We start from the raw sequence: 25,355 nt of genomic DNA, 5'->3' as shown, positions 1-25,355 counted from the left end.
CCCCTACCTTGTTGCCCGGCGAGTCTTGCTGAAACTTGATATCCACGCAAATTTGCTCCGCTAACAATGAATCTATCGGCTCTACGCAGCCGCCAACCCAGACATTGAAGGTCCCTCAATGAAGAACGATCACAGCGCGGTGCTTAGCGCACATCCTCTTGATCCCTTGTCGATTGCCGAGATCGAAGCGGCATGCAAAATCGTGAGGGACGCGAAAGCACTTGGTCCACGATGCCGTTTTCCGTATGTTTATCTCGATGAGCCCAGTAAAAGCGAAGTGCTGGCATTCAAGCCCGGCATGCCGTATTCGCGTAAAGCTTTTGTGCTCGTACTCGATAAGGCGACCGGGGCAACCTACGAGTCGCTCGTTGATCTCCGCGTAGCGGAGGTTGTATCCTGGCGCGCGCTCGATACAGAAGTTACGGGTCAGGCGCCGATCATGGTGGAGGAATTCGACCTCTGCGTGAAGATAGTTCAGGAAGATCCCGAATGGCGGGCTGCGGTGAAGCGGCGTGGTTTGACCGATGAGGACATTGCCAACGTGCAGATCGATCCATGGTCCTTTGGCTACTTCGGCGATGAGGAGCGTTATCGCGGTCGCCGCCTGATGCGCGGAGTCGCGTTCTACCGTGATGTCATCACCGACAACGGCTACGCGCACCCGATTGAAGGTCTGGTCGCGATCATCGATCTGAACGAGGAAAAGGTTATCGACCTGCTTGACGACGGTCGCAACGTACCGATCCCGAAGACAAAACGCAACTACGATACGCCGTCGCTCGGCGCGCCTCGCGACGGCTTGAAGCCCCTGCACATCACGCAGCCCGAAGGTGTGACATTCTCGGTGGACGGCTGGAGAGTGTCATGGCAAAACTGGGACTTCCGCGTAGGCTTCACGCCGCGCGAGGGCCTTGTGCTTCATAACCTCAGTTACCACGATGGCGAGGAGGTCAGGCCGATTATCTATCGCGCGAGCGTGACCGACATGGGCGTGCCATATTCGAGCGACGAACTCAATCACTTCTGGAAATGCGCTTTCGACGGCGGCGAATATGGACTCGGCCGACTCGCTAATTCGCTCGAGCTTGGCTGTGACTGCCTCGGCGCGATCCGTTATTTCGACGTGCCCGCGGTAAACGATCTGGGTGAGGCATTCGTCATGAAGAATGCCATTTGCATGCACGAGGAAGATTACGGCACGCTCTGGAAGCATTATGAGTTTCGCACCGGCGTCTTCGAAATGCGTCGCTCGCGGCGCCTTGTTATCAGTTTCTTCTGTACGGTCGCCAACTACGACTATGGCTTCTTCTGGTACCTCTACCAGGACGGCACGATCCAGCTCGAGGCGAAGCTGACCGGCATCATCCAGACGGCTGCGCTTGTACCCGGAGAGGTTCAGAACGGCGGAAAGGTCGCCGCGGATATATACGGACCTAGCCACCAGCACTTCTTCAGCGCGCGTTTGCACATGATGGTCGACGGCGAGCAGAATTCAGTGGTGGAGACAGACTTCCATCCGAGACCGGTCGGGGAAGGGAACCGCTATGGAAATGTCTTCGACGCAGTGACGACGACGTTCAAGAACGAGCTCGACGCCTGCCGCGAAGCGAACGGGCAAACCGGACGTTTCTGGAAGATTATCAACCCCAACGTGCGCAATGCCGCCGGGAATCATCCAGGCTACAAGCTTGTCGCCGAGCAGAATCCCGTCATGCTTGCGCAGCCCGGAAGCTATTTCCATCAACGGGCCGGCTTTGCATCGAAGCATGTGTGGGTCACGCGTTACTCTCCGGGCGAGCGGTACGGTTCGGGGGAATATCCGAACCAGCACAAGGGCGGCGATGGGCTTCCTGCCTATGTAAAGCAGAATCGCAGCATTGAGAACCAGGATCTCGTTCTCTGGCATACCTTCGGCCACACCCATATCTGCAAGCCCGAAGATTTCCCGGTGATGCCGGTCGAGTATGTCGGTTTCAAGCTCAAGCCGAATAACTTCTTTGCAGCCAACCCTGCAATGGATCTGCCGGGTGGCAAAGATAGCAAGAGTGTTAGCGCAAGTGGCGGGAGCGGTTCGAGTTGCTGCCATAGTGCGAAATAAGGGGCGCAGAGCACTTGCGTGGAGAGTCGAATGCCTGTTCTAAATCAAAGCCGTGTCCTCACGGGAGTGTCAGCCCGGTGGGAGCTGCTGACTCCACAACGGCGTTCGAACATGCGTCGACTCTCGTTCAGGCCGCACGGGCGCGTCGTATGTGGAGCGCTTTTGCTGCTGATTGCGCAGTGTGGCGTCGTCAACGAGTTCGCGCGACAAGCGCTTTGGATTCATGCAGTCCAAAGCGTGTTGCTTCACCACGTTGTACCCAGCCTCGTTTTCTCTGGAGCATGTTCTGCCGGGGCAATGGATGCAGAGGGCGACGCAGGCCACGCGAATTGCAGCACATACGTGAAACTATGGAGCACGCTTGCCGCGTTGGCCTTCGCTACTATCAGCGTCGTGTGGATGATCCCGGTCGTGCATGCACTCGCGATGAGGAGCGCCGTCGTGCTTTCAGCAATGAGCGCTTCGATGCTGCTTAGCGGGACGTGGCTTGTCCTAGCTTTTCGCAATCAAAGACCATTTGCAACGCGATCGGCGCTCTTCTGGATGCTTTGCGTGACCCCGGTCGCAATCCTCGGTCTCGAACTATGCCTTTCCTCGCCGCTCTATGCATTCGACATGGCGCTATGCCGCTCTGCTGCACGCCCGTCTCTCGGCGGCATTGCGTGGATACTCGTTCATTCGCTGTCGTGGAGCGCGGATCAACGGCTCGCGGGCGGGCTTTACCTGTTTACTGCTGGCTGGCACGGCCTCAACTATGCTCGCAATACAGCGTGTCAAGGAGCAACAGTTAAGGATTGGAAAATCGTGCAATCGGGCGCGTTGCCGCAATGGCATCTCAATGCGGCAACAGCAATGTTTTGGATGGCAATTCGCCGAACAGTTCAAAGTACTGCTTGGCGAACATGCCGAGGTGCCAAAAGCCGCAGTCGAGTGCGACCTGCTGAATGCGTCCCGGCGCGGGCGGCGATGCGCGTAGAGCGCGTCGCGCAAGATGCAGGCGAACCGTTCGGAGATACTTGACTGGGCTGATGTCCAGCACCTGATGGAATGCATGGTGCAGGCTGCGCTGACTAATGTTCAGCTGAATGCAAAGCTGGCTCACAGTAGGCGGGCTGCCGGGGTCGGCGAGAATGCGGTCGCGAACGGCGTTGACGATGTATCGGTGAACGCGTTGGGTGGTCCGTGCTACGCGTTCGACGCTGGGCGTACCCAGCGCGGCAAGCGCCGCAAGGCAAAGGTCACTGGCCAGTAAATCAAAGGCGCACGCGTGCTTGTCTACCGTCCCGTCCAACGCGAGGAGGAGCATCGTCCGCAGCTTCGCGGCGTGAACTGGCGATACACGCTCTGCCGCCGGCCGAACCCTCAATACCTTCTCAAGCGACTCCAGTTCGACTGACGAACACGATTCGCCGAGCAATTCTTGGCTAACGGTCATAAACGAAAAGTCGGATTCTGTGGGCGTCTTGAAAGTAAGCTCAGCGCCGTCAGTCAGCAGCAACACGCTGTCCTGATGAAGACCTCGGCCGCCCCAAAACCCTTCACCGATCAAGCGATTGCCGACGCCGACAACTAAACGTCCGACGGGCGCTTCGCCATGCTGATCGACAGAGCGGTTCATTTGTTCTCGAAAGATCTGCATCCCTGCGGTGCTCACCGACCACGTCTCCCCAGCAAACCTGCCGTTGGTCAACTGCCAGTACGACTGGCGCCATTCCGGCAAATTGTCGGCTTGCTCAAAGACATCCGCAGCAAGGGCATGCGTCACCGACGCCGAGATCGACTCGGTGCCAAATGCGCTTTCGGAAGAGATTGGAAAATCATTCGTTGCCATGGCCCGGCATCCTCATTCGAATGCGGTTTGCGGATGCAATTTCTGTTTCTACACCGCTTTGGACATCAGTGTACCTCGCCAAAAAAACGCGCGTGACGATACGCACGAAAGAGGCACTGGGGCCATATCGTGGTCATTCAAAGTAAGCCGTATGACGACGAATATTAATCGCAACTTTTTCGCTTCATGCGTCATTCGATCTGGTGCCGCGCGGACCTCCTTCCGCCCAAACATCCGTTCGAATTAGGTGAGCGCGGTATAACACAATTGCCTTGGTGCCATGCGGGGGATCACGCCATTCGCCGATCTGCGGGCCTTGCATGCGTTTGTCATCGTTTGCGAAGCAGCGTCGATGATCGAAGCCGCGCGTGCGCTTGGGGGCGGAAGGCGCGATCAGCCAGTCCAGCAAATCCCTCGAAGTGGAACATGGCGGAGCTCTATTCGATTGTGAGATGAGGCCACTGCGCCCCAACGCTGCTGGCCGCGTGCTGCTCGATCAGGCCGCCGCACTACTCGAACATGCATACACTGCTGCCTTCAACGTGCGCGCCGCTTCCGGGGGCCATCGTGGTGCAGTTGCGCCTTGGGTGCGTAGACTCGTTCGCCGCGGCGATCGGGCGTGCTCGATTGAATCGGCTGATGGGGACAGCGCAAAGCCAGCAGCTGTAGTCCGGTAGTATCATGAGGAATCCGTACTATATCCGCCTTCGTGGCTCGTCTCTCCCACGTGTGCTCTTAGACAGACAATGGACTACGTGCTTAAACCCCCACTTTGCTGATTTCGACGAACATGATGCTGGATTGCACTGGACCTCAATTTATGTGTCCGCTGCTGCGAACAGAACGACAGGACGGAGCTGTTTCCTCGCATAGAAGAGACTGCCCACAAACCGACACAAATCGGGGGAACGCCGATGCAGCCGCGCCGAAACTGGGGCGAATACATTGCCGATTTTTGATACCCACAGCGGAGCAAGGTCGGTAACCTGTTCATTCGATGCGTTGTCGGATGCATGTCGCCTTTCCCCAGGATTAAAGCTGATCCCAGGTCGGAAAATCAACGCAATAGGCAAGTTTACCTTGGGAGCGATAGATGAATCACGCGGAAATGCAATATCTGACCACCGAATTCCCGTACAAGAAGCAGTACGCGAACTATATTGACGGTGAATGGGTAACGCCGGTTGGCGGTGAGTACTTTGACGACATCTCTCCAATTACGGGCGAACCGTTCACGTCGATTCCGCGCTCGCGCGAAGCCGATATCGAACTCGCACTCGACGCCGCGCATCGCGCGAAAGCTGCGTGGGGCAAGACCTCGACCACCGAGCGCGCGAACATCCTGAACCGCATTGCCGACCGGATGGAAGCTAACCTGCAACGTCTTGCCGTAGCCGAGACGATCGACAACGGCAAGCCGCTGCGCGAAACCATGGCCGCGGACATTCCTCTCGCCATCGACCACTTCCGCTACTTCGCGGGCGCCGTGCGTGCGCAGGAAGGCTCGATCTCCGAGATCGACGACGACACGGTTGCCTATCACTTTCATGAACCGCTCGGCGTGGTCGGCCAGATCATTCCGTGGAATTTCCCGATCCTGATGGCCGTGTGGAAGCTCGCCCCCGCGCTCGCCGCCGGCAACTGCGTGGTGCTCAAACCAGCCGAACAAACGCCGGCGTCGATTCTCGTGCTGGTCGAACTGATTCACGACCTGCTGCCCGCGGGCGTGCTGAACGTGGTCAACGGCTTCGGCCTTGAAGCCGGCAAGCCGCTCGCCTCCAGCAAGCGCATCGCCAAGATCGCGTTTACCGGCGAGACCACGACCGGCCGCCTGATCATGCAGTACGCGAGCCAGAACATCATTCCGGTGACGCTCGAACTCGGCGGCAAGAGCCCGAATATTTTCTTCGCCGACGTGATGAATGCTGACGACAGCTACTTCGACAAAGCACTCGAAGGCTTCGCGATGTTCGCGCTGAATCAGGGTGAAGTGTGCACGTGTCCGTCGCGCGTCCTAATCGATGAAAAGATCTACGACCGCTTCATGGAACGTGCGTTGAAGCGCGTCGCGGCAATTACGCAAGGGCATCCGCTCGACACCAAGACGATGATTGGTGCTCAGGCATCGCAGGAGCAACTGGAAAAGATTCTCTCGTATGTCGACCTCGGCAAACAGGAAGGCGCCCAATGTCTGATTGGCGGCGAACGCAATACGCTTGGCGGTGAGTTGAGCAAAGGCTATTACGTGAAGCCGACTGTGTTCCGCGGCCACAACAAGATGCGCATCTTCCAGGAAGAGATCTTCGGGCCGGTGGTGTCGGTCACGACGTTCAAGACCGAAGAGGAAGCGCTCGAGATCGCCAACGACACACTCTACGGCCTCGGCGCCGGCGTGTGGACGCGCGACGGCACGCGCGCCTATCGCTTCGGCCGTCAGATTCAGGCGGGCCGCGTATGGACCAACTGCTATCACGCCTATCCGGCACACGCAGCGTTCGGCGGCTACAAGCAGTCGGGCATTGGCCGCGAGAATCACAAGATGATGCTCGATCACTACCAGCAAACGAAAAATCTGCTTGTCAACTACAGTCAAGAACCTCTAGGGTTCTTTTAAAAAGTAGGGTTGCCCTCGGATCTGAGAAGGGTCGGAGGGCGACGGCGAAGCCAAAGAATTGAGGTCAGATCGTGACGCTATTTATCGAACTTTGCCAAGTATGGATAGAGTTAACTTTCTCACTGTAAAAGAAGGGGACGGGACTCGGCGGCGGTCGCGGCCTAAGCGCGCCTACTTTGAAATCGCCTACCCAAATCGCTGCCTTTGCTCAAGCAATCACTGCGACACAGTCCCTTGTATGGAGCCAGTATTCACAGCATTTGCGCGCGCTGGTTCTTTGCTAGTCGGCGGTGAAACTGGTACTGGAAAGACGGCGTTTGTGGGTGCTCTGCACGCAATCTCACCCTGGTCCAACAGGCCGCTTTGCGTGGTTGACTGCTCAGCAATGCAAGAAAATTCTTTGCATAAAATGCTGCTTGGATACGAACCAAATCAGCCACCTCTGAGCCCGGAAAATATCATTCTTAAAATGGATCGCACCGGTGCTGGAATCCTGTTTTTGGATCACGTTGACCAGATGTCTGAGGAAATCCAGCAACGCTTGCTTCCTGTGGTGGAAAAGATGGCTTCGTCGGCTCCCGAGTGCGGGGTAATGAAAACAAAAGTTATCTGTGCAACGAGTATTAATCTAAGTGCGGCTGTATCCAGGGGGGAGTTTTCTGAAGACCTATATCGCTTCTTCGGTCGGGTAGAAGTGTTTCTCCAACCTCTACGTGATAGGAAGGACATAATGTTATTGGTTGACAAGATTTTGAAAATTCATTGTGGAGGCCGATCAGAAATCACGCTTACTCCTTTAGCTGTCAGAGCAATTCGCCAGCATCCGTGGCCAGGAAATCTCCGACAGCTTGTAAATTTACTGAAAACAGCGTGTGCGCTCCTTGAGCCGGATGGAGTTGTGATTGACACGGATCATTTTTCTGGTGATTTTTGAGTTGATTCCATTATTTCCATCAAAAGAATGTCAAGCTGGAATTTAGTTTAATTAGAGCTTTTTGCTATCAGGCGGAACGGTTTAAGAAATATCTAAAAAAGTTCGTGAAAACAAGATTACCAATTGCGTGCGGTTGATCTTACGTAATTCATCCGGATGTGTTTTTCATGCAAACGAAAAACGTTAGAGGTTCTCCGGAAATTAATCAGATGGCTTTCTCTAGATGAGCTGAAGAAGGCACACACCAGCGATAGCGAGGTATCCGCCGAATGCTGTAGCGCAGTGCGTCGCGCCGTTTGGGCGCCTTCTTGTGAGCGTTTTTTTGGACTGGGAAGGGCGAGCTGCTGGGATTTCCATGCCGCTAGACACTGTCACTCATGCGACGCCGGCCCTACGATTCCTGTAGGGCAAAACCGGTGCGAAGCGTGGATTCCGCCTTTCGCTGCCGTTTGTGACAGTGGTCTCGCATCTGCACGAATCTTTACCTCCTACTCGACATGGCACTACGCGTCCGGAACACCACGCAAAGGGTGGCCGTCAGGCTTTCCGCTGCGGCGATTATCGATCTGTCGCTTCGAAATCATCTCTGTTTCAGTGCTCTACGTACTGAGCACGGCACCGCATTCCATTTGGGAGTCATCGTTCGAACAATGTTTGCATCATTTTATTTGTTTGACGCCGGCTTCGGTAACGGAGATCTGTCGATATACACCGAAGCGGATCTCAACCTAGGTGAACTCGCAATGTCCCGCAGCCTCGGGTCTCATTACAGTTTGAAATCGAATGCAGTTCAACCGACCGCACGACTGCTTGCACTTTACGATCATCAGCTTCACACGGCCCCGCTCGATGAATTGGTCGCGGCACATCAACGCGCCGAGTGTAATTTCCATGCATCTCCTGAAAGGCGATTGTCTATTCCAGCGCTCGTACAACGGTCCCAAAGACGACGACTGGAAAATCGCGGCTTCCGTGCTGTGGGAGCCGCACCATAAACCATTTTCGAGAGCGCACCATTCCGGGGGCAGACACAACCCCAAAGGTGCCACGCATTGAGCGTGGGCTGACGCGGGTGTGTTGACGGTAGCATGGTGAACTCGGCGGAGTAGTTGGAGAACTCCCGATCTATGCAGCCGAAACGGTGGGTAGTATCAGAAATCAGCAAGACACATGTACTTGAGCGGGAACATCACTGGTTGTGCGTTATTTGAGGGGCGGATCTTTGCTTAGCGAATGAGTCTCTTGCGTAGCCCCACCTGTTCCACCGCGATCGGGGTAAGCCCTGGTATAAAAGCGTTTTTAAAGATAACATCTATATGTTAGAGTTTTATCCATCAAATACTTGCCCACGAGATGATGGAACAGCGATCTGATACGCCCTCTCCGCGACAATTGCGGGTACTGGTTTCCGGCTCCTTTGGTTCACCGCTTGCGACACCACAGCTCAATTCCACGCTACAGACTCTTGCGGACAGCGTGCATGACCAGCTTTTGATCGTCGGTGTGACGGGGCACGCGGTCAACGCGGTTGCGCCCAACTGCGAGCCCCAAGTTCTGGCCGACTTATACGACGGGCTGATAGTTCTTGGCGGAGCCGATGTCGATCCGGCACAGTATGGTCAGAGCATGGAAAGTGTCTGCTCGTACGGAATCAATCCAAATGCGGATGAATTCGAGATTTCCCTTTTGCGCCGCGCCGTCGAAGTGCAGATGCCGATCTTCGGGATCTGCCGTGGTATGCAGTTGTTGAACGTTGCTCAAGGAGGCACGTTGCTTCAGGACATTGGCCCCAGTACTGTACACAATGTCGCCGAAGACAATTCTGCGCTGACCGGGCATAGCGTTCGCATCCTGCCCGAGACGAGACTTTCGTCAATTTTCGGGGAACAGGACATTGAGATTCGATCTGCGCATCATCAAGCGATAGGCACGTTAGGCAATGAGTTGAGAGTCGCCGCGGTTGCTCCCGACGGAATTATCGAGGCGATAGAGCTAAAGGGAGAAGCCTGGGGAGTTGGCGTGCAATGGCACCCTGAGGATCCGATGGCCGACCAGGCGCAAATTGGACGAATCCTCGAGTCATTCGCGCTGCAATGCGCTACCTACGCAGAACGTCGAGTGTCATGTTGATACAGGTTCATTGACGGTATCGACGCGAAAGCCATCCGCGTCGCTATTTTCTGAGTAGACGTGAGTTCCGCGTGCATGAATATTCATGCTGAACTCGACGTTCAATCAATAGGGTAACTAGAGTTACATATTTTTGTCGCCGGTGGTTCACCGTGAGATCCATGCAAGTAGGTTGCGGGAATCGTAGGGCCACAAAAAACATGCGACCTACTTTCCGCCGCGCATCGCAAAGGCGACCGTTTTGAGCCTTATTTAGATCGCACATACACGTGGCAATAGCGATCGCAAGTAGCAGTCGTCGATACTCACTGTACTCATTCTGGAGATTATTTGCATCGATGTCGGATTTTGGACAGCCTGACTGGTCCTCCGATTGGATGTCAATATATTGACGCTCAGTTCGAGCGAGAGAACCCGTGCTTAACCTATCTGAGCGACGGAAGGGGTCGAGAAAGATCGAGGGAGCACGGGTCGTGTCTGCCTGATCCAACTCGACTGGTTGCGACGCCATGGAAGACTACCGGCGACCAGTCGATAAGATCGACGCATAACGCGATACCACTGGAGAAACGTACGGACTATCTTATCCTCGAACGGCGCCACGCGTGTTGATGGCCCTGGGCAATTCACAGTGAACAGCAGATTGTTTCCTGCGTGGGCGTCAGCTTGAGGACGCCGTACGGTGGTACGGAGAGGATGCGCCGTCAGGGAGGTACGCGGCCAAAAATCTCTGGCGGGCAAGGGTGTGGCCGACCTGGTGCCATCGAGAACCAAAACGTCCGGATTAGTCGTGGTACTCCGGCAGGACGGATGTGTGTCGTCGTTGTTTTTGCTTGGACAAACAAGCGAGACGGTGGCCAGAGCACGATACGGACAGGCAGACCTTCGACCTCATTTCTCTCGAACCTCACATAGCAGTATCGACAATTCAGTATAGAAATGATCTGCCAATACATTTAACGTTTTACGAAATACAGAGACATGTGATGGACACTAGTGTTACACGCAATGATAGTACAACTGATTTGTATGAGGTTGATCGCCAAAGCCTTGAGCGCAAACTCGATAATCGACATGTGCAGCTTATTTCAATTGGAGGTGCGATTGGTACAGGGCTGTTTATGGGCTCCGGTAAGGTAATCGAGCTCGCAGGAACATCGATTGTTCTCGTCTATGCAATCATCGGATTTTTCCTGTTTTTTGTGATGCGAGCGATGGGCGAGCTCCTGCTGTCCGATTCGCGGGTTCGGTCATTCGCGGATATTGTTGGCATCTATCTTGGGCCTCGCGCCGGTTACGTACTGAGCTGGTCCTATTGGTTGAGCTGGAGTGTGGCAGTGATCGGCGACGTCGTTGTGGTCGCTGGCTACGTCCAGTATTGGTTTCCGAGTGTGCCTGCGTGGTTGCCAGCTCTTTTCACGATGGCGCTTCTTCTTGCACTGAACATGATGGCGGTAAGGATATTTGGCGAAGTGGAGTTCTGGTTGGCGATCGTAAAAATCGTGGCGATTGTGGCGCTGGTCACTACTGCACTTGTAATGATCGCAACGTCATTCACTTCGCCGAACGGTGTCGTCGCCTCGTTTTCGCATATGGCGGCCCCCGGCACAATATTTCCGCACGGCATTACCGGGTTCTTTGCTGGATTCCAGATTGCCATTTTCTCATTTGCTGGCACCGAGCTAATCGGAACGACAGCAGCAGAGGCCAAAGACCCCGAAAAGACTCTGCCGAAGGCGATCAATACGATCCCAGCGCGGATCCTTTTATTTTACGTCCTGTCGCTGGTGTGCATCATCAGCGTTGTGTCTTGGCAATACGTTCCATCCACTCGCAGTCCATTTGTCGAGCTGTTCAAACTCGCAGGTTTTCCTGCCGCTGCAAGTATCATTAACTTCGTCGTCTTGACCTCCGCAGCCTCATCCGCAAATAGCGGCGTCTATTCTGGTAGTCGAATGCTATTTGGTCTGGCGGCGTGGAAGAACGCGCCAGTAGCGTTCGGCCGACTATCTTCGAACGGCGTGCCGGTTTTTAGCCTGATTTTCTCAGGTATGTGCATGCTTGTGGGATTGTTGCTTCTGGTCATCATCCCCGAGGTGATGACCGTCTTCACCCTAGTTTCGACCGTCTCAGCGATTCTCGTGATCTTCACCTGGTCAATGATTCTCGCCGCTTACATCTCCTACACGCGAAAATGTCCGGACGTTCACCGTCTGTCACGCTTCCGCAGCCCTGGCGGTGCAGCTGCCGCTGTGGTTACACTCGTTTTTCTTCTTCTTGTATTGTGCTTGCTCGCGATTAGAGCTGACACGCGCGCTGCGCTTCTCGTCTCGCCGCTTTGGTTCATATTCGTCTGGGCTTCTTATCGATGGAAGCGAAGTCGTTAGACTTCTACTGAACAAACATCTCATCGTCGAATTGGTAGACTCAGTGCGTGATTGGGGGAGCGTCCCGTCCGTGAATGGCGAGCTTTGCTGGCTTCGCATTCGAGAAGTGGTCGTGCACATGGCTCCGTAGCCACCGACGATCTCGGTCAGCGCTTTGTCAACTGCACGTGCCGGCAATCTCCGACGGAATTGAGTTCGGCAGCGCCCTGTCGTGCAGAAGGATGCCGGACCTGCCAAACAAAGGTATTGCTGCTCGGTGCGATTGGACGCGTGTGCGCGGAAGCAATGGTTTGCAAGCGGAAGCGCTGAAGCTACACGCTACGCTGTCTTCTCATTAAACGGTTGAACCCGGGCATTGCAGGCGACAGGGGCGGTGTTGCCGCGCCTGCTGCCTGGCGCACCGAGATGGGTCATCTGCGTCACGTGGTAGCGTCAATTGTTGGTGGTCTGCCTCGACATCATCAAGCTGACACACCAGTCGAACGTCGATTCGACGTGGGCGATAAGTTCCCGCCTTGCACCGTCGGCGTCCCTCTCGACGATGGCTGAAACGAGGGAATCATGATGCATGGAGCGAGTGTTTCCTACAAGCGAGGGAGTGGTCAGCGGTAGGATAATGGAGTTAAGTTGCTCCTGAATATGGATCTCTTGGCGCACCAGATCTGCCGACTTGGACGCCTCTGCAATCAGTGTATGCAAGCGAGCGTCTGCCAGTCGCCGGAGAGAGACGTCCGATGAGCATTTGGAGAATTCTTCGGCAGCGGATTGTATGTTTGAAAAGTCTCGTTGATTTCCGCGCTCCGCAGCGAGATAGCATGCTTCCCCGGAAATTGCTCGACGCCAGTCCGTCAGGCTACGTAGTTCCTGCTTGGTCATTATGTTGGACTTGGCGGCTTTCCGTAGTTTCTCCCCGATGTCACTCGCGACAAAGGTGCCGCCGTATCGCCCACGAGTCGTGACCAATAGGCCCATCTCTCTAAGTGACGCAAGCGCGTTGCGTAGCGTCATCGGTGCGACTCGCAGCACCCGGGCCAACTCGTCCTCGCGTGGCAGTTGGTCGCCCGCCTTCAACTCGCCCGCGATGATCGCCTCAGTGAGTCGGCGCACGATTGCCTCGGGCGCGCTCAACCCGCTGATCGGGGTAAGTCCCGACACAAAAAGTTGTTGAACCATAAGCTTTAAATGTTAGAGTTTTAAACATAGGACAGCAATGCTACGTTCATGATACAGAAAGCAGGGCTGGATGATATACGACAATCGCGCGTGCTGGTTTCCGGCTCGTTTGCTTCTACCTCCGCGAGACCGCGACTCAACACGGCGCCAAAGATGATGGTTACAGATGAGGCTTGCAATGACACCCTTCGGTTCCGCTGGCAGGTCAGAGCAGAGTGCGAGGATGCCCAAGGCGCTCGCGCTGCAGTGCGGTGTCTGCGCGAACGTCTGCTCCCATCCCGATACGCGCCAGATTATGGCGACATGGGCGCTATGCAATTGAATTCAACAGCGGTCTGCGTTTGAGGCACTCATTCTGGCCTGTTCAAAAAACTCTCCATCAATTTTATTAGTATAACGAAACAAGAAGATGAAAAATTTAGTCTGACTCCACCGCGTATTGCTGTTTCAGATTTTTGGGAGGCGAGGTCTCCGCAATCAACGTGTGGTTTTCATGTCAGAGCTCTTGCACAGTGAAACCGAGCGGGAAAGGCGGTGTTGGCTGGGGGAGTGTTCCACACGCAATTCCGGACTGAGACTTGAAGTATAGGTGTCACTGGTAGTCCAGCTTACAGATTAGGCACCAGACGAGAATACGGGAATCAAGAAAACGTTAGTTGAATGTTTGGCTCCGTCCCGCATCAGTAGGAGCGCGCGACGCTGTTCTCCGTCTCGCTGAAAAGCGGCGATTCGGGAGGTTCTCGGGGTCGCGCGAGATTTTCTGAGCCTCTGAGGCGCGATTCTAGGCGAGTCACAAGTGGGCTGCACTTGGTCTGGGTGACTTACATCCTCTGAGGTCATCGCAAGGTGTACCCAAATTTCATTGTTGTACCGTAGTTTCCCCAATCTTTGGAGAAAATTGGAATGAGTATTTCTAGAAACAAGTATCAACTCGCATCTGTGGTGATTAGTGTTGTGATTTCTAATCCCGCGTGGAGTGACGAAGTCGTTCTGATCGGGAACGTCGCGCCCACAACCGGTAGCATCGCCCACTTGGGGAAGGATCAGGAAAATGGCGCGCTCATGGCAGTAGAGGAGATCAATAGTAAAGGTCTCGTGATTCAAGGCAAAAAGGTTTTGCTTCGTCTTGACTCACAGGACGATGCGGGTGATCCGCGTATCGCAACGCAGGTCGCGCAGAAGCTAGTTGACGAACACGTAGTCGCGATTGTCGGCCATGGAACGTCGGGCACATCGATTCCCGCATCGAAGATCTACAGCGACGCCCATATCGTCCAGATTTCGCCGTCCGCAACAAATCCTACCTACACGCAACAAGGCTTCAAGACGACCTACCGAGTGGTTGCCACCGATGCGCAGCAAGGACCAGCGCTTGCGAAGTATGCGGCGACCACATTGAAGTTGAAGACCGTCGCGATCGTCGACGATGCAACTGCGTATGGACAAGGGCTGGCTCGGGAATTCGAAAACGCCGCTCAATCGCTGGGACTGAAGATCGTTTCACGTGACGCGACCAACGACAAAGCGATCGACTTCCGTGCAATTCTGACAAAAATTAAAGGCGAAAACCCCGATGCAATTATGTTCGGTGGGATGGATGCGACAGGGGGGGCCTTCGCCAAGCAAGCGAGGCAGCTAGGCATGCATGCAAGGGTTCTGGCCGGAGACGGAGTATGTACGGAGGCCTTGTCCGAGTTAGCGGGTCCCGCAACGGATAACGTCATCTGCTCGTCGCCTGGAATCTCACTTGGAAAAATGTCTGGTGGCGCTGAATTTGCGGCAAAGTATCAGAAGCGCTTCGGTATACCGGTTGTCTCATATGCCCCTTACTCCTACGACGCCGTGAACGTCGTAGTCAAAGCCATGAAAAGCGCTGATTCGACAAATCCGGAAAAAATCCTCGCAGCTATGCAAGGTACTGATTATAAGGGCGTTACCGGTCCGATTGCGTTTGATCCGAGGGGTGACTTGCTCCACGGAGTAGTCTCAATATTCAATTATAAAAACGGAAAAAAGACGTTGCTCGACGAAATTCGCATGTAACTTATTCGTGACACACAGTCGAAGTCCCATGTGCGCCTTAGACAACTATCTTTGGCGAACGCATGTCGACTTACGGAGGGCTAGACCAGCCGTTTCGGATGTCAGTCAGGTAGGGACTTCAACTAACGACGCGACTTAGAAACAAGACGATCAAGCTGCCATTCTGGCCGCTTTCACAGCAAATCTTGGGCGATGGAGTGACTAGTGCGAATCACTTGACAACTGAAAGGTTGTCGGGCTGTGGTGTATTCATAATGAAGCCTGCTATAGATATTAGTTAAAAAAGATAATTAGGTTTATGTATGTAATACGATAATCGCTAATTTGTTAGAAGTACTATATACGATTAGTGCCAATTTAAATATATAAAAAATTATTGTTTGGAGATGAAAATGATAAATATCAGACTGTCGGTCATTCCGTTTGCGCTTGTCTGTGCCATCAATACGGCATATGGCCAGAGCAGTGTCGCGTTGTATGGTGTGATCGACGATTCGTTGCAATTCGTGCACAACACGACTGACAACAAAGGCAGCGACGCGAACTTTATTGGTATGGCGGGTGGCAACCTGCAGGGCCCGCGGTGGGGACTCAAAGGCGCAGAAGACCTTGGTGGTGGCTTAAGGGCAATTTTCCAGTTGGAGAGCGGGTTCAACCCGAACACAGGTAGGCTCAATCAAGGCGGTCGCCAGTTCGGTCGCCAGGCGTTCGTTGGGCTCGCGAGTGACCATTGGGGCACCGTGACCGTTGGCCGCCAGTACGACCCGGTCGTTGACCAAGTTCAGCAATTCACCGCTGACAACTACTGGGGCTCTACATTTTCGACGCCTAGCGATGTCGATAACAACGATAACAGCTCGCGTACAAACAATGCAGTCAAGTACACGTCGCAAACATACGCGGGCTTCCAGGTCGAAGCCATGTATGCGTTCGGCGGGGTTGCAGGTTCAACTGGATCGGGGCAGACATGGTCGGGAGCGGCTAGCTACTCTAATGGCCCTTTTAGCCTCGCCGCAGGTTACCTTCGCATGGACAATGCGGGCTCGGCAGCGTCTCGGAATGGGAGCTGGAGTGCCGGTGCAACGTCGGACGGTACGTTCAATTCGATTAACCTGCCGTACCAATCGGCGATGTCAATCCGCATCGTCTCAATTGCAGGCCAGTACGTGAGCGGCCCGTTCACTGCTGGTTTGCGGTATAGCAATGCCCAGTACAAGCCTGATGCATTCTCGACGTTCAGCTTCACCGAGCACTACGACGTTGGTGCAGGTTTTGTGAGCTATCAACTGACGGCGGCTACGCTGCTGGGCCTGGGTTACACATTCACTCATGCTTCGGGGAACGGACCGTCGGCTTCGTACAACCAGGTTTCGCTCGGCGCTGACTATAGTGTGTCCAAACGTACGGACGTTTATGTTGTCGGTGCATATCAGCGTGCGTCCGGCACCGGCGCGACAGCCACGGTGGCCGACTACGACTACCCATCGGGGTCGCGCTCGCAGGAAATCGCCAGCCTAGGTATCCGTCACAGGTTCTGATCAAAGAGTGGTGCCCTTTGGGCTACAAGGCTGCGACGAATCCAAGCGCCGGCACAAGCCATGGGCTTGCTTTCGGGTCCGACATTGGCGAGTTCCAAGGAGGATGCGAATCCCGTAGGGGTCGCGGCGGCAGCATCGCGATGTGCCGCCGCCGCGCTGTGAGAACTATATGATCACTACTCGGTCCATTTCGATGTCCCTTCTCACATGCATGGTCATCTGGATGCCATCTGGCCGATCCGGCCGTAATAGGTCGTCACTGAGGCTGAGTGGGACCAGGATCCCAAGCTCTTCGTCGAAAGTGCTCCTACGACGGGCGATAAGGCGATCCGCGACCACGCGCAAAGCCTGAACGGTTTAGCGCTGCGTAGGGAGTTTACGTTTTACACAGGATGGCACGTCGAAAGGTTGCGTCGGCAGTCGAATGTGATGACTAGACAGGTTGGACCTGAACTCGCTAAACCTGAATGTGCATAAGAGCCCTTAGCTCGTGACGCCAATGAGGGGCGAGTCAGCGGATTTCATAGGGATCCGCAGTGACTGTATCGGCTGCAATAAGGCCCCACATCTTCGTGAGCGGCGTGATGGATGATCGCTTGTAAACAGTCTGCGTCGATGTTGATTTCGGCCCATTCTGTTCGCAACGGCAGTTGCAATTCGTCAACGAGAACGAGACGGGTGACTGGGCAAGTGCCGAATTCGGGGAGGCGAATCTGGGTGATGCACGCCTGGCGCAGCGCCTTGTTGCGCTGGCTCGCCGACTCGCGTGCAGTCCGCAACGGTTGGTTTCCACAATCGCTTAAGCCAGCCTACTGTTTCTTCGATAATACGCAGGTCGACAAGGACGGCATCCTCGCGCCCCATATTGCGCAAACGCTCGATCGCATGAGGCAGGTGCCGATCGTGCTGGCGGTTCAGGACACAACGGAGTTCAACCTGTCTCATCTGCAAGCGACTGAGCGTTTGGGTCGCGGCACCGGCAACCATGAGCAAGGCTTCATGATGCCCAGCCTGCTGGCGATCACGCCGAGGGGCTTGCCGTTAGCGTGCTTGGGATGAAGACCTGGGTGCGCCCCGAAGAGAAGTTCGGCGAGCGGGCCCCTGCGGTTACGCGCCGTGTTACGACAGAGCGATGAAAAAAGAGTGGCACCTGGCGACTCACGGAACCCAAGCAACTCGAGAAGTTTCCTGCCGACAGTAGTCATGTGCTGCAGCGCTGACTAGGTCGGCAATGAGTCCGGGTAGCGAAGTCTCCGGCGCGTCGACATACGCAAGATGGAAAGCGAACGCGGGAAATGGTTGGATCACGTCGAGCTTCAGGAGCTTGCCGCTCGTTATCTCGTCTTTCACGATTGCTTCCGGGAGAACTGCCACCCCCAATCCATCGCTGACCAGCTTGACAATTGTGGCAACGGAATTGGACGTATAAACACGCATTGCCTGGAAGACGTCTCGGCGAAAATAGCCTCGCATTGTTTCATGCGGGTCGGAGCCTTTTGGAAATGAAATGATGGGATGGCTGACCAGAACGTCTAGATCGATCGGCGTTTCTGCGTTAGGAAAGGATGGACCCGCGATCCAGGTTGCAGACAGGTTGAACATGGGGCGACTGACAATGTCTGTTCCGTGAACCGGACCCATGAGCAAGGCCAGATGCAGCTTGCTCTCTGTCAGTTGCCGTGCGAGGTTGATGCTCGTATCAGCATGTAACTCGAAATTGACGTTTGGGTAGGTCGTATTCAATCGGTCCACGATCAGCGGAAGGAGCGTGAACGCGATTGCGTCGATCACGCCAATTCGAATCGTTCCCCGTGCGTGTTCAAGTCCATTCAATTGGAGCCGAAACTTGGCAGCGGCTCTTAGTAGTTCGTCGGCGCCCGTGAGCGCGCGTTCACCTTGCACTGTCAGGCTCGTGTCCCTACCGCTTCTTTGGAACAGCTTTATGCCCAGCTCTTGTTCCAGTGCCGCTATTCGAGCTGAAATCGTCGCCTGGCTCAGGTTCAATTTCTCTGCCGCTAAACGAAAGCTATTAAGGCGGGCCGCCCAAACGAAGGTTTCGAGAAAACGCAGGTTCATGACACGCCAAAATTAAGCAAGTGATCAATAAAGGGTTAAGGCACGCACGTCCGGTCTGCTCGCGTACCCCGAAAACGTCCGACTCGGCACTTTTTAGATTGTACCGTGGGGCACTGATCGGAAAAATTTGAGAATTTGAATAGATTTTCTCGTTTTACGGGGAAGATCAAAGGCGGGAGGATAGCAACACATCATCCCAACAGAGAACCGCCATGAAAATTGCTGCAATCCAAATGAATTCACAAGACGACAAGGACGCCAATTGCGCAGAAGCTGAGCGCCTGGTGCGTGCCGCGGCCGCGGACGGAGCAACACTGATCGTGCTGCCTGAATACTTCGCCTGCCTGAGCGCAAGCGATTCCCTCCAACGGGAAAGCGGCGAGCCGTTTCCGCAAGGGGGCATTTTCCACCGCTTCTCCGCGCTGGCGCGGGAACTGAAGGTCACGCTCCACGCAGGAAGCGTGGTTGAAAGCGAGGGCGCCGCCCGATACAACACCACCGCTGTCTTCGGCCCGACCGGTGAGGTCATCGCAAAATACCGGAAGATCCATCTGTTCGACGTCGAAGTTCCGGGCGGTATCACCTATCTCGAGTCGTCGCGGGTCGGGCGCGGTACGGAAATCGTGACCTATGAAGTCGACGGTCAGAAAGTCGGCTGCGCGATCTGCTACGACATCCGTTTTCCGGAGCTGTTTAGAAAGCTGCGCGACGAAGGATGCGACATCATCGTGCTGCCGGCCGCCTTCACCCTGCAAACGGGCAAGGACCACTGGGAAGTGTTGTCGCGTGCTCGCGCTATCGAGACGCAAACCTATTTTGTGGCTTGCGGTCAGGTCTTCACGCATGGCAACGGCACGAAAGCGTGCTGGGGTCACAGCATGGTGATCGATCCTTGGGGCAGCGTGGTTGCACAGGCATCGGACCGCGTGGGATTCATCGTCGCAACGCTCGACGATGACTATACCGCGAGCGTTCGCCGCAATGTCCCCGTTGCCAGCCACCACGTACTGTGAAGAGGCAGCCACCATGTTCATCCTGAAAGATCTGCCTCGTCAAATTGATACCGAAACCCTCCAATTATTGGCGCAAGCTGAAACGGCTACGATTGGGCACGTGCAACACAGTGGCTTCGTCGATCCGGCGATCCGCGCGGTGTTGCCCGAGCGTCGTGTCGCGGGGACGGCTGTTACTCTGCGAATCCCGGGGGCTGACTCGACCTTGCTGCATTACATCCTGCCGCATCTACGCCCAGGAGATTTTGTCGTTATCGAGCGTTGCGGGGATACGCGGCACGCCTGTTGGGGCGGCGTCGTGACCAATACTGCGAAGCGCGCAGGTGTCGCGGGCGCCGTGATCGATGGAGTCGCGACCGATTTCTCGGAAATCCGGCGCTGCGAAATGCCCGTGTGGTGCCGTGGACCATCGCCGATCACCACGAAGATCCTTGGCCTCGAAGGCGCCTTCAACGTGCCGATCAGCGTAGGCGGGCAGTCCGTGAATCCGGGAGACGCCATTCTCGCCGATGAAAGCGGGGTCGTGGTGCTCGAAGCGGGGCGCGCTGCGCAGATCGGCCGCATGGCGCTCGATATGCAGCAGGCGGAACTGTTGCTTCTGGAACGGCTTGCAAAGGGCGAGCGGCTTCCCGATATCTCCGGAGCCACCGCCCTCGTCGATACGCGTAGAGGCTAGCCCAAGAAACACCACCACCCGATCGCTCCCGTGGCCCAGTGGCGGTAACCATCGACGCATTGCACGACGCTCATTCCCATTCATCTGCATCTAGGCGGGAAAATGTCTGATTCGAAATTGAGTTCACTTGCTGCCGGACTTCGTTGCGTAAGTTCTTCAGAGAATGAAGCCCGCATCTTCAAGAAGATCGCGCTTCGGATCATGCCTTTCCTTTTCCTGGTGTATGTCCTTTCGTATTTGGACCGGGTGAACATCGGCTACGCGAAGCTGCAGTTTGGCGCAGATCTGGGCTTCTCCGATCGGGTTTATGGCTTGGGCGCAGGGATATTCTTCATCGGGTATTTGTGCTTTGAAGTGCCCAGCAACGTGATGCTGAATCGCTTTGGCGCACGCGTGACGATTAGCCGGATCATGATCCTCTGGGGAGCGTTGTCCACCGGCATGATGTTCATTCACTCGTCCACCAGTTTCTACCTCATGCGGTTTCTTCTCGGTGTCGCTGAAGCCGGCTTGGTGCCGGGCGTCATTCTCTACCTGACATACTGGTTCCCGGCCGACATGCGGGCCCGCATGATCGCGATCTTCATGGCGGCAATCCCGGTGTCAGGAATCATTGGTGCGCCTCTGTCGGGCTTCGTCATGCGGACGTTCAACGGCACGCACGAACTGCGTGGCTGGCAATGGATGTTTTTGCTCGAAGGTATTCCGTCCGTTCTGGTCGGGATTTGGGCGTATTTCTATCTGGACAATCGGCCGAAAGACGCGCGCTGGCTGTCGGCCGAGGAGAGGTCCCTGGTCGCCATACGTGTCGATGCGCAAGTGCAGGTGCCGCACGGGATGTCCAATGGCATCGGTGCAGCGGTTCGCTCGCGTGTTTTCTGGTTGCTTACGTTCATCTACCTTTTCCTGATCGTGGGCAACGCTGGCTTCTCGTTCTGGCTTCCGCAGATCGTAATGGACCTGGGCGTAACCGATCTCGTCACGAACGGGCTGGTGACGGCCATCCCCTACCTAGTCGCCGGCATAGGCATGATCGCGGTCGGATATTCATCCGATAGGAGGGGAGAATGCAGATGGCACTACGCAATGGGTTCCGTCGCTGGCGCATTGGGCCTGTTCGTATGCGCGTTCTTCGCACACTCGCTGGTCGTGGCAGTCGCGGGGCTTGCCTTGTCGTACCTTGGCATTTTGTCGTGCTTCGGCGTCTTCTGGTCATCTGCCACGTCGATTCTGAAAAGTGAAGCGGCCGTGGTCGGTATCGCGTTGATCAATTCTATCTCGAGCGTGCCAAGTTACATCAGCCCGTTCGTGCTGGGCATTATTCGGGATGCGACTCATCACATCTCGGGGGGGCTCTATCTCATCGCGCTCTGCCTGCTGATCGGTGGCTTCCTCGCATTGCGACTGCCACGAATGCGCGTGTAGCCGTCGTGGAAAAAATCTTAGAAGAATGAATGCTTCACAAGTAATTAGGAATCCAAAATATAATGCGCTTATCGAATCTCGCTTTCAGGCAAGCCGCGCTTGCCGTTCTGGTGTCTGCGGGTATTGCCAATACGTCAGTTTTTGCTCAAAGCAGTGTCATCTTGTACGGCAGTATCGACAATGGTGTCGACTACACGAGCAACCGCGGCGGCAAGGCTTCCTATCAAGCGCTCAGTAGCGTCAAATGGGGGAGTCGGGTGGGTTTCACGGGCCGCGAGGATCTGGATGGGGGCATGGCCGCGATCTTCACGCTCGAAAATGGCTTCGATGGTTTTTCAGGTGCACTCGGCCAGGGCGGCCTGATGTTCGGAAGACAGGCGTTCGTCGGCCTCAGCAGCCGTTACGGAACGTTCACGGCAGGCCGTCAGTACGACTCGGTTGCGAACTACTTGGGTGCGCTGGCGACCTCTGATCAGTGGGCGGGCTACCCTGGCGCGCACCCGGGAGACTACGACAACGTGAACGATGCCTTTCGTGAAAACAACGCCTTCAAGTATGCAAGTCCGAATCTGAACGGCTTCACGTTCAACGGCCTGATCGCGCCGGGAGGAGTGGCGGGCAGTACGACGAAAAACAGAATCTTCAGCACGGGCGGCGGGTACACCGCGGGCGGATTCACCCTGAACGCCGCGTATCTAAACGTCAAAAATCCCGCGACAGCAGCTTATGGCGGCACCGTGACGCCCGTCACAGGTACAACCTATCTCAATCCGGTCACGAGCCCGGTTTATCGTGGATATGCATCGGCGCGGACCTATTCGGTGTTCGGTACTGCCACCAAATACACGTTTAAGGGAACGACTCTCGGTGCGATGTACACGTATACCAGTTTCGCCGACATCGTCACTACGTCGTCGACGCCGAACGCCGGGAGTGTGAAGTTTCATAACCTCGAGGTCAGCGTGATGCAGTACATCACGCCGTCCCTGATGGTGGACGCATCGTACGATTTCACAAAGGCAGAGCGTGCGCATTATCACCAGGTGAACGCCATGCTCGACTACTTCCTTTCGAAACGGACAGATGCGTATCTTCTGGCCGTTGCGCAGGACGCGAGCGGTATCGATTCGACGGGTACCACGGCGGTTGCGTCCATCAACGGACTGACTGCCTCGAGGTCCAGTCATCAGCTTTTCTTGCGCGCCGGCATCAACCACAAGTTCTGACGTGCCGCACGAGTTGGACTAACACCATCTTCCTTTTACTCAGTGGGGAATTCCATGAAAGACTTTGACCTGCGAATGCGTTCGGCTGTGTGGTTGTCCGGGCCAAATCTGGCCGCCGCGGAGATAGCGGCGATGATCGGATACCGGGCGGTGGTTCTGGATATCGAGCACGGAACCTTTGATCTCGCCGCACTGGAACGTTTCATTCCGGCGCTCAAGGGTCTCGAGCTGAAAGTGTTCGCGAAAGTGCTGGGTCCGTCTCGTGAACCGATCCAGCAAGCGTTGGATTTTGGCGCGGACGCGATCGTAATTCCGCACATAGAGGGTGCGGCTCACGCAGAGAAGATCTGCGCGTTCGCCAAGTTTCCTCCTGTAGGGGCGCGGAGCTTTGCTGGTGGCCGCACGGCGGGTTACGGCGGTTTTGACGACGAATGGCTGAAACGGCAAGATTGCGAGACTTTGTGTTTCGCCATGATCGAAGACGCGCAGGCGTTGGCGGAAGTCCGCGAGATTCTTGCGCTTCCTTCCGTAGATGGCGTATTCATCGGTCCGTCGGACTTGTCGTTGCGTCGTTCACGTGGCTCATACAAACGCATCGAAGGAGACTGGCAGGACCTGAAGGCCATTGCCGAAGCGGCGCACGAAGCGAATAAGCCGTGGATCCTGCCAGCATGGAGTGTTGAAGAAAAGGCTTTCGCCATCAAAAACGGCGCCTACAAGATGGTCCTAACGATGGAGCACGGTGCGCTTGCACTCGGCCTACGCACAGCCTGGGAGCAAACCGTTCAGCTCTTTGAGGAAGCGGCAGGGGCTGACGACAAATGAACTCGATCTCGAACGGTGCCGAAGACCTGTCCGCACCCGGCCGTACACGCTGGCTGATTGGTGGCTTGCTCGGCACCGGTGCGTTTGTCAATTACGTGGACCGCGTGAACCTGTCGATCGCCGCCCAACCGTTGGCGCATGCGCTGAACCTCGATCCGTCCCAGTTGGGGATTGTCTTTTCATCGTTTTTGTGGACCTATGCGCTTCTGCAAATACCCATAGGAGCGTTTATCGATAAGGTCGGCGTCAAGTGGGTGATGCGAATCGCCACGGTCATGTGGGGCGTTGCAACCTTTATGACCGCCGCAGCGGGCGGCCTGGGACTGCTGATCGTGGCCCGGTTGATCCTGGGCGTGGCTGAGACGCCGATGATTCCCGCCGCATGGAAGGCGACGGGCTACTGGTTTCCGAACAGTGAGCGAGGCATGTGCACGTCACTGCTAGACGGCGCGGCGAAGTTGTCGAATGTAATTGGCATTCCGGCGATGGCCTATGTGGTCAACCGCTGGGGTTGGCAGGCGGCGTTTCATCTCACCGGCATCGTAAGCGTAGGCTATGCAGTCTTGTTTTGGGCGCTGTACAGAAATCCCTCTGAAATGCGCTCGCGTGGCTTGCTGAGGGCCGCGGAGCATGAGTTTATTTTGGAGGGCGGAGCTCAGACCGAGCGTGCTTCGGAAAATTATCGCCCCACGAAGATTTCCTACTTGCTCACACAGCGCAAGACTTGGGGCCTTGCCCTGGGATACGCCAGTTACACGTACACCTACTACGTTCTGCTGACCTGGCTTCCGGGATTCCTCGCAAAACAACTAGGCCTAAACGTTCTTGCGAGCGGCATGTACACGACGATTCCCTGGATCGTGGCAGTAATCGCGGAGTTCGTGATCGGCGGCTGGCTGGTAGACCAGCTGATCATGCGAGGCAAGGAAGCAACCCAGGTGCGCCGGGCTGTTTTGGTAGGGAGCATGGTTTTATCGCTTGCCGTAGTTGGCGCGGCGTTCGCAACTTCACTGCAAATGGCGCTGGTGTTCCTGTCGCTAGGCGCTGCGGGACTCGCCATCACGGCGCCGACAGCGTCGAGCATTGTTGCACTGATCGCGCCTCAGGGAAGTGTGGCGGCGCTGGGCGGTATCGTGAATTGTATTGCCAATCTGATCGGCCTGTCTGCGCCGATCGTGACCGGGTTTGTGGCGCAGAAAACCGGAAGCTTCTCGGCTGCCTTCTTTATCTCCGGGGCGGTCGTGGTGTTGGGAATTCTAAGTTATATATTTTTGCTGGGACCCATCGAGAGAATAGAGAGCGCTGCGTGTTCCGGGATACAGTAGAGAGCCGGGGGCGTCTCGTAGCGCAGGGAGCGCATCAGCAG

Annotated in this window: 18 protein-coding genes and 1 pseudogene; 16 read left to right on the top strand and 3 right to left on the bottom strand. The window is 55.6% G+C overall.

All coding sequences use genetic code 11. From position 1 onward, the window contains the following. The first annotated feature begins 118 nt into the window (after nucleotides 1-118). Nucleotides 119-2,098 (top strand): primary-amine oxidase, encoded by a 1,980-nt coding sequence (locus DSC91_RS37135; RefSeq protein ID WP_115783769.1) that lies wholly within the window; start codon nucleotides 119-121, stop codon nucleotides 2,096-2,098. Between the two features lie 30 nt (nucleotides 2,099-2,128). Next, a pseudogene (locus DSC91_RS38745) lies at nucleotides 2,129-2,818 on the top strand (cytochrome c oxidase assembly protein); the annotation flags it as partial. Nucleotides 2,819-2,933: 115 nt separating this feature from the next. Here DSC91_RS38745 and DSC91_RS38595 read toward each other — a convergent pair. Beyond that, nucleotides 2,934-3,929: a helix-turn-helix domain-containing protein gene (locus DSC91_RS38595; protein WP_115783767.1), complete on the bottom strand. Its 996-nt coding sequence runs from the start codon at nucleotides 3,927-3,929 to the stop codon at nucleotides 2,934-2,936. 1,093 nt (nucleotides 3,930-5,022) lie between these two features. On the opposite strand from DSC91_RS38595, the gene adh reads away from it, so the two are divergent. The 4 genes from adh (at nucleotide 5,023) to DSC91_RS37100 (ending at nucleotide 11,994) form a co-directional block, all read left to right on the top strand. After that, on the top strand, nucleotides 5,023-6,543 hold the full coding sequence (adh, locus tag DSC91_RS37115; RefSeq protein ID WP_115783765.1) for an aldehyde dehydrogenase: 1,521 nt from the start codon (nucleotides 5,023-5,025) through the stop codon (nucleotides 6,541-6,543). Nucleotides 6,544-6,781: 238 nt separating this feature from the next. Continuing rightward, a complete protein-coding gene (locus DSC91_RS37110; protein ID WP_162831544.1) occupies nucleotides 6,782-7,477 on the top strand; it encodes a sigma 54-interacting transcriptional regulator in 696 nt (231 codons plus the stop codon). Nucleotides 7,478-8,830: 1,353 nt separating this feature from the next. Then, nucleotides 8,831-9,607 carry a gamma-glutamyl-gamma-aminobutyrate hydrolase family protein gene (locus DSC91_RS37105; protein WP_115783763.1) on the top strand — a complete coding sequence of 259 codons (777 nt, stop codon included), beginning with the start codon at nucleotides 8,831-8,833 and terminating at the stop codon, nucleotides 9,605-9,607. A 986-nt stretch (nucleotides 9,608-10,593) separates the two neighbouring features. Continuing rightward, nucleotides 10,594-11,994 carry an amino acid permease gene (locus DSC91_RS37100; protein WP_115783762.1) on the top strand — a complete coding sequence of 467 codons (1,401 nt, stop codon included), beginning with the start codon at nucleotides 10,594-10,596 and terminating at the stop codon, nucleotides 11,992-11,994. Between the two features lie 432 nt (nucleotides 11,995-12,426). Here the strand turns inward: DSC91_RS37100 and DSC91_RS37095 are convergent, their stop codons facing one another. Continuing rightward, nucleotides 12,427-13,167 carry a FadR/GntR family transcriptional regulator gene (locus DSC91_RS37095; RefSeq protein ID WP_115783761.1) on the bottom strand — a complete coding sequence of 247 codons (741 nt, stop codon included), beginning with the start codon at nucleotides 13,165-13,167 and terminating at the stop codon, nucleotides 12,427-12,429. A 903-nt stretch (nucleotides 13,168-14,070) separates the two neighbouring features. Between DSC91_RS37095 and DSC91_RS37090 the strand changes: the two genes are divergently transcribed. From DSC91_RS37090 to DSC91_RS38440, 4 genes are all read left to right on the top strand, one after another. Next, complete coding sequence (locus tag DSC91_RS37090) at nucleotides 14,071-15,210, top strand: branched-chain amino acid ABC transporter substrate-binding protein (RefSeq protein ID WP_115783760.1); 1,140 nt, start codon at nucleotides 14,071-14,073, stop codon at nucleotides 15,208-15,210. Nucleotides 15,211-15,602: 392 nt separating this feature from the next. Beyond that, nucleotides 15,603-16,748 (top strand): porin, encoded by a 1,146-nt coding sequence (locus DSC91_RS37085; RefSeq protein WP_115783759.1) that lies wholly within the window; start codon nucleotides 15,603-15,605, stop codon nucleotides 16,746-16,748. Between the two features lie 650 nt (nucleotides 16,749-17,398). Then, complete coding sequence (locus tag DSC91_RS38445; RefSeq protein WP_229758341.1) at nucleotides 17,399-17,551, top strand: IS4/Tn5 family transposase DNA-binding protein; 153 nt, start codon at nucleotides 17,399-17,401, stop codon at nucleotides 17,549-17,551. Next, nucleotides 17,490-17,807, top strand: coding sequence for a hypothetical protein (locus tag DSC91_RS38440; RefSeq protein ID WP_229758342.1), 318 nt, complete (start codon nucleotides 17,490-17,492; stop codon nucleotides 17,805-17,807). The genes DSC91_RS38445 and DSC91_RS38440 overlap by 62 nt, the downstream gene beginning before the upstream one ends. A gap of 99 nt (nucleotides 17,808-17,906) precedes the next feature. Here DSC91_RS38440 and DSC91_RS37075 read toward each other — a convergent pair whose 3' ends face one another. Continuing rightward, nucleotides 17,907-18,824 carry a LysR family transcriptional regulator gene (locus DSC91_RS37075; RefSeq protein ID WP_115783758.1) on the bottom strand — a complete coding sequence of 306 codons (918 nt, stop codon included), beginning with the start codon at nucleotides 18,822-18,824 and terminating at the stop codon, nucleotides 17,907-17,909. Nucleotides 18,825-19,036: 212 nt separating this feature from the next. On the opposite strand from DSC91_RS37075, the gene DSC91_RS37070 reads away from it, so the two are divergent. The 6 genes from DSC91_RS37070 (at nucleotide 19,037) to DSC91_RS37045 (ending at nucleotide 25,314) form a co-directional block, all read left to right on the top strand. Then, complete coding sequence (locus tag DSC91_RS37070) at nucleotides 19,037-19,837, top strand: carbon-nitrogen hydrolase family protein (RefSeq protein WP_115783757.1); 801 nt, start codon at nucleotides 19,037-19,039, stop codon at nucleotides 19,835-19,837. A gap of 13 nt (nucleotides 19,838-19,850) precedes the next feature. Further along, nucleotides 19,851-20,513, top strand: coding sequence for an RraA family protein (locus tag DSC91_RS37065; protein ID WP_115783756.1), 663 nt, complete (start codon nucleotides 19,851-19,853; stop codon nucleotides 20,511-20,513). 102 nt (nucleotides 20,514-20,615) lie between these two features. After that, nucleotides 20,616-21,938 carry an MFS transporter gene (locus DSC91_RS37060; RefSeq protein ID WP_115783755.1) on the top strand — a complete coding sequence of 441 codons (1,323 nt, stop codon included), beginning with the start codon at nucleotides 20,616-20,618 and terminating at the stop codon, nucleotides 21,936-21,938. 62 nt (nucleotides 21,939-22,000) lie between these two features. Beyond that, a complete protein-coding gene (locus DSC91_RS37055) occupies nucleotides 22,001-23,164 on the top strand; it encodes a porin (RefSeq protein ID WP_115783754.1) in 1,164 nt (387 codons plus the stop codon). A 54-nt stretch (nucleotides 23,165-23,218) separates the two neighbouring features. Beyond that, complete coding sequence (locus DSC91_RS37050) at nucleotides 23,219-23,989, top strand: HpcH/HpaI aldolase family protein (RefSeq protein WP_115783753.1); 771 nt, start codon at nucleotides 23,219-23,221, stop codon at nucleotides 23,987-23,989. After that, nucleotides 23,986-25,314, top strand: a complete 1,329-nt coding sequence (locus tag DSC91_RS37045) for an MFS transporter (RefSeq protein ID WP_115783752.1) — start codon at nucleotides 23,986-23,988, stop codon at nucleotides 25,312-25,314. Before DSC91_RS37050 ends, DSC91_RS37045 begins: the two co-directional genes overlap by 4 nt. Nucleotides 25,315-25,355: the final 41 nt, after the last annotated feature.

Origin of the sequence: Paraburkholderia caffeinilytica (assembly GCF_003368325.1) — a bacterium.
Taxonomy (GTDB): Bacteria; Pseudomonadota; Gammaproteobacteria; order Burkholderiales; family Burkholderiaceae; genus Paraburkholderia; species Paraburkholderia caffeinilytica.
The sequence above is the reverse complement of the archived record's forward strand: the minus strand, read 5'-3'. Positions and strand labels throughout refer to the sequence as shown.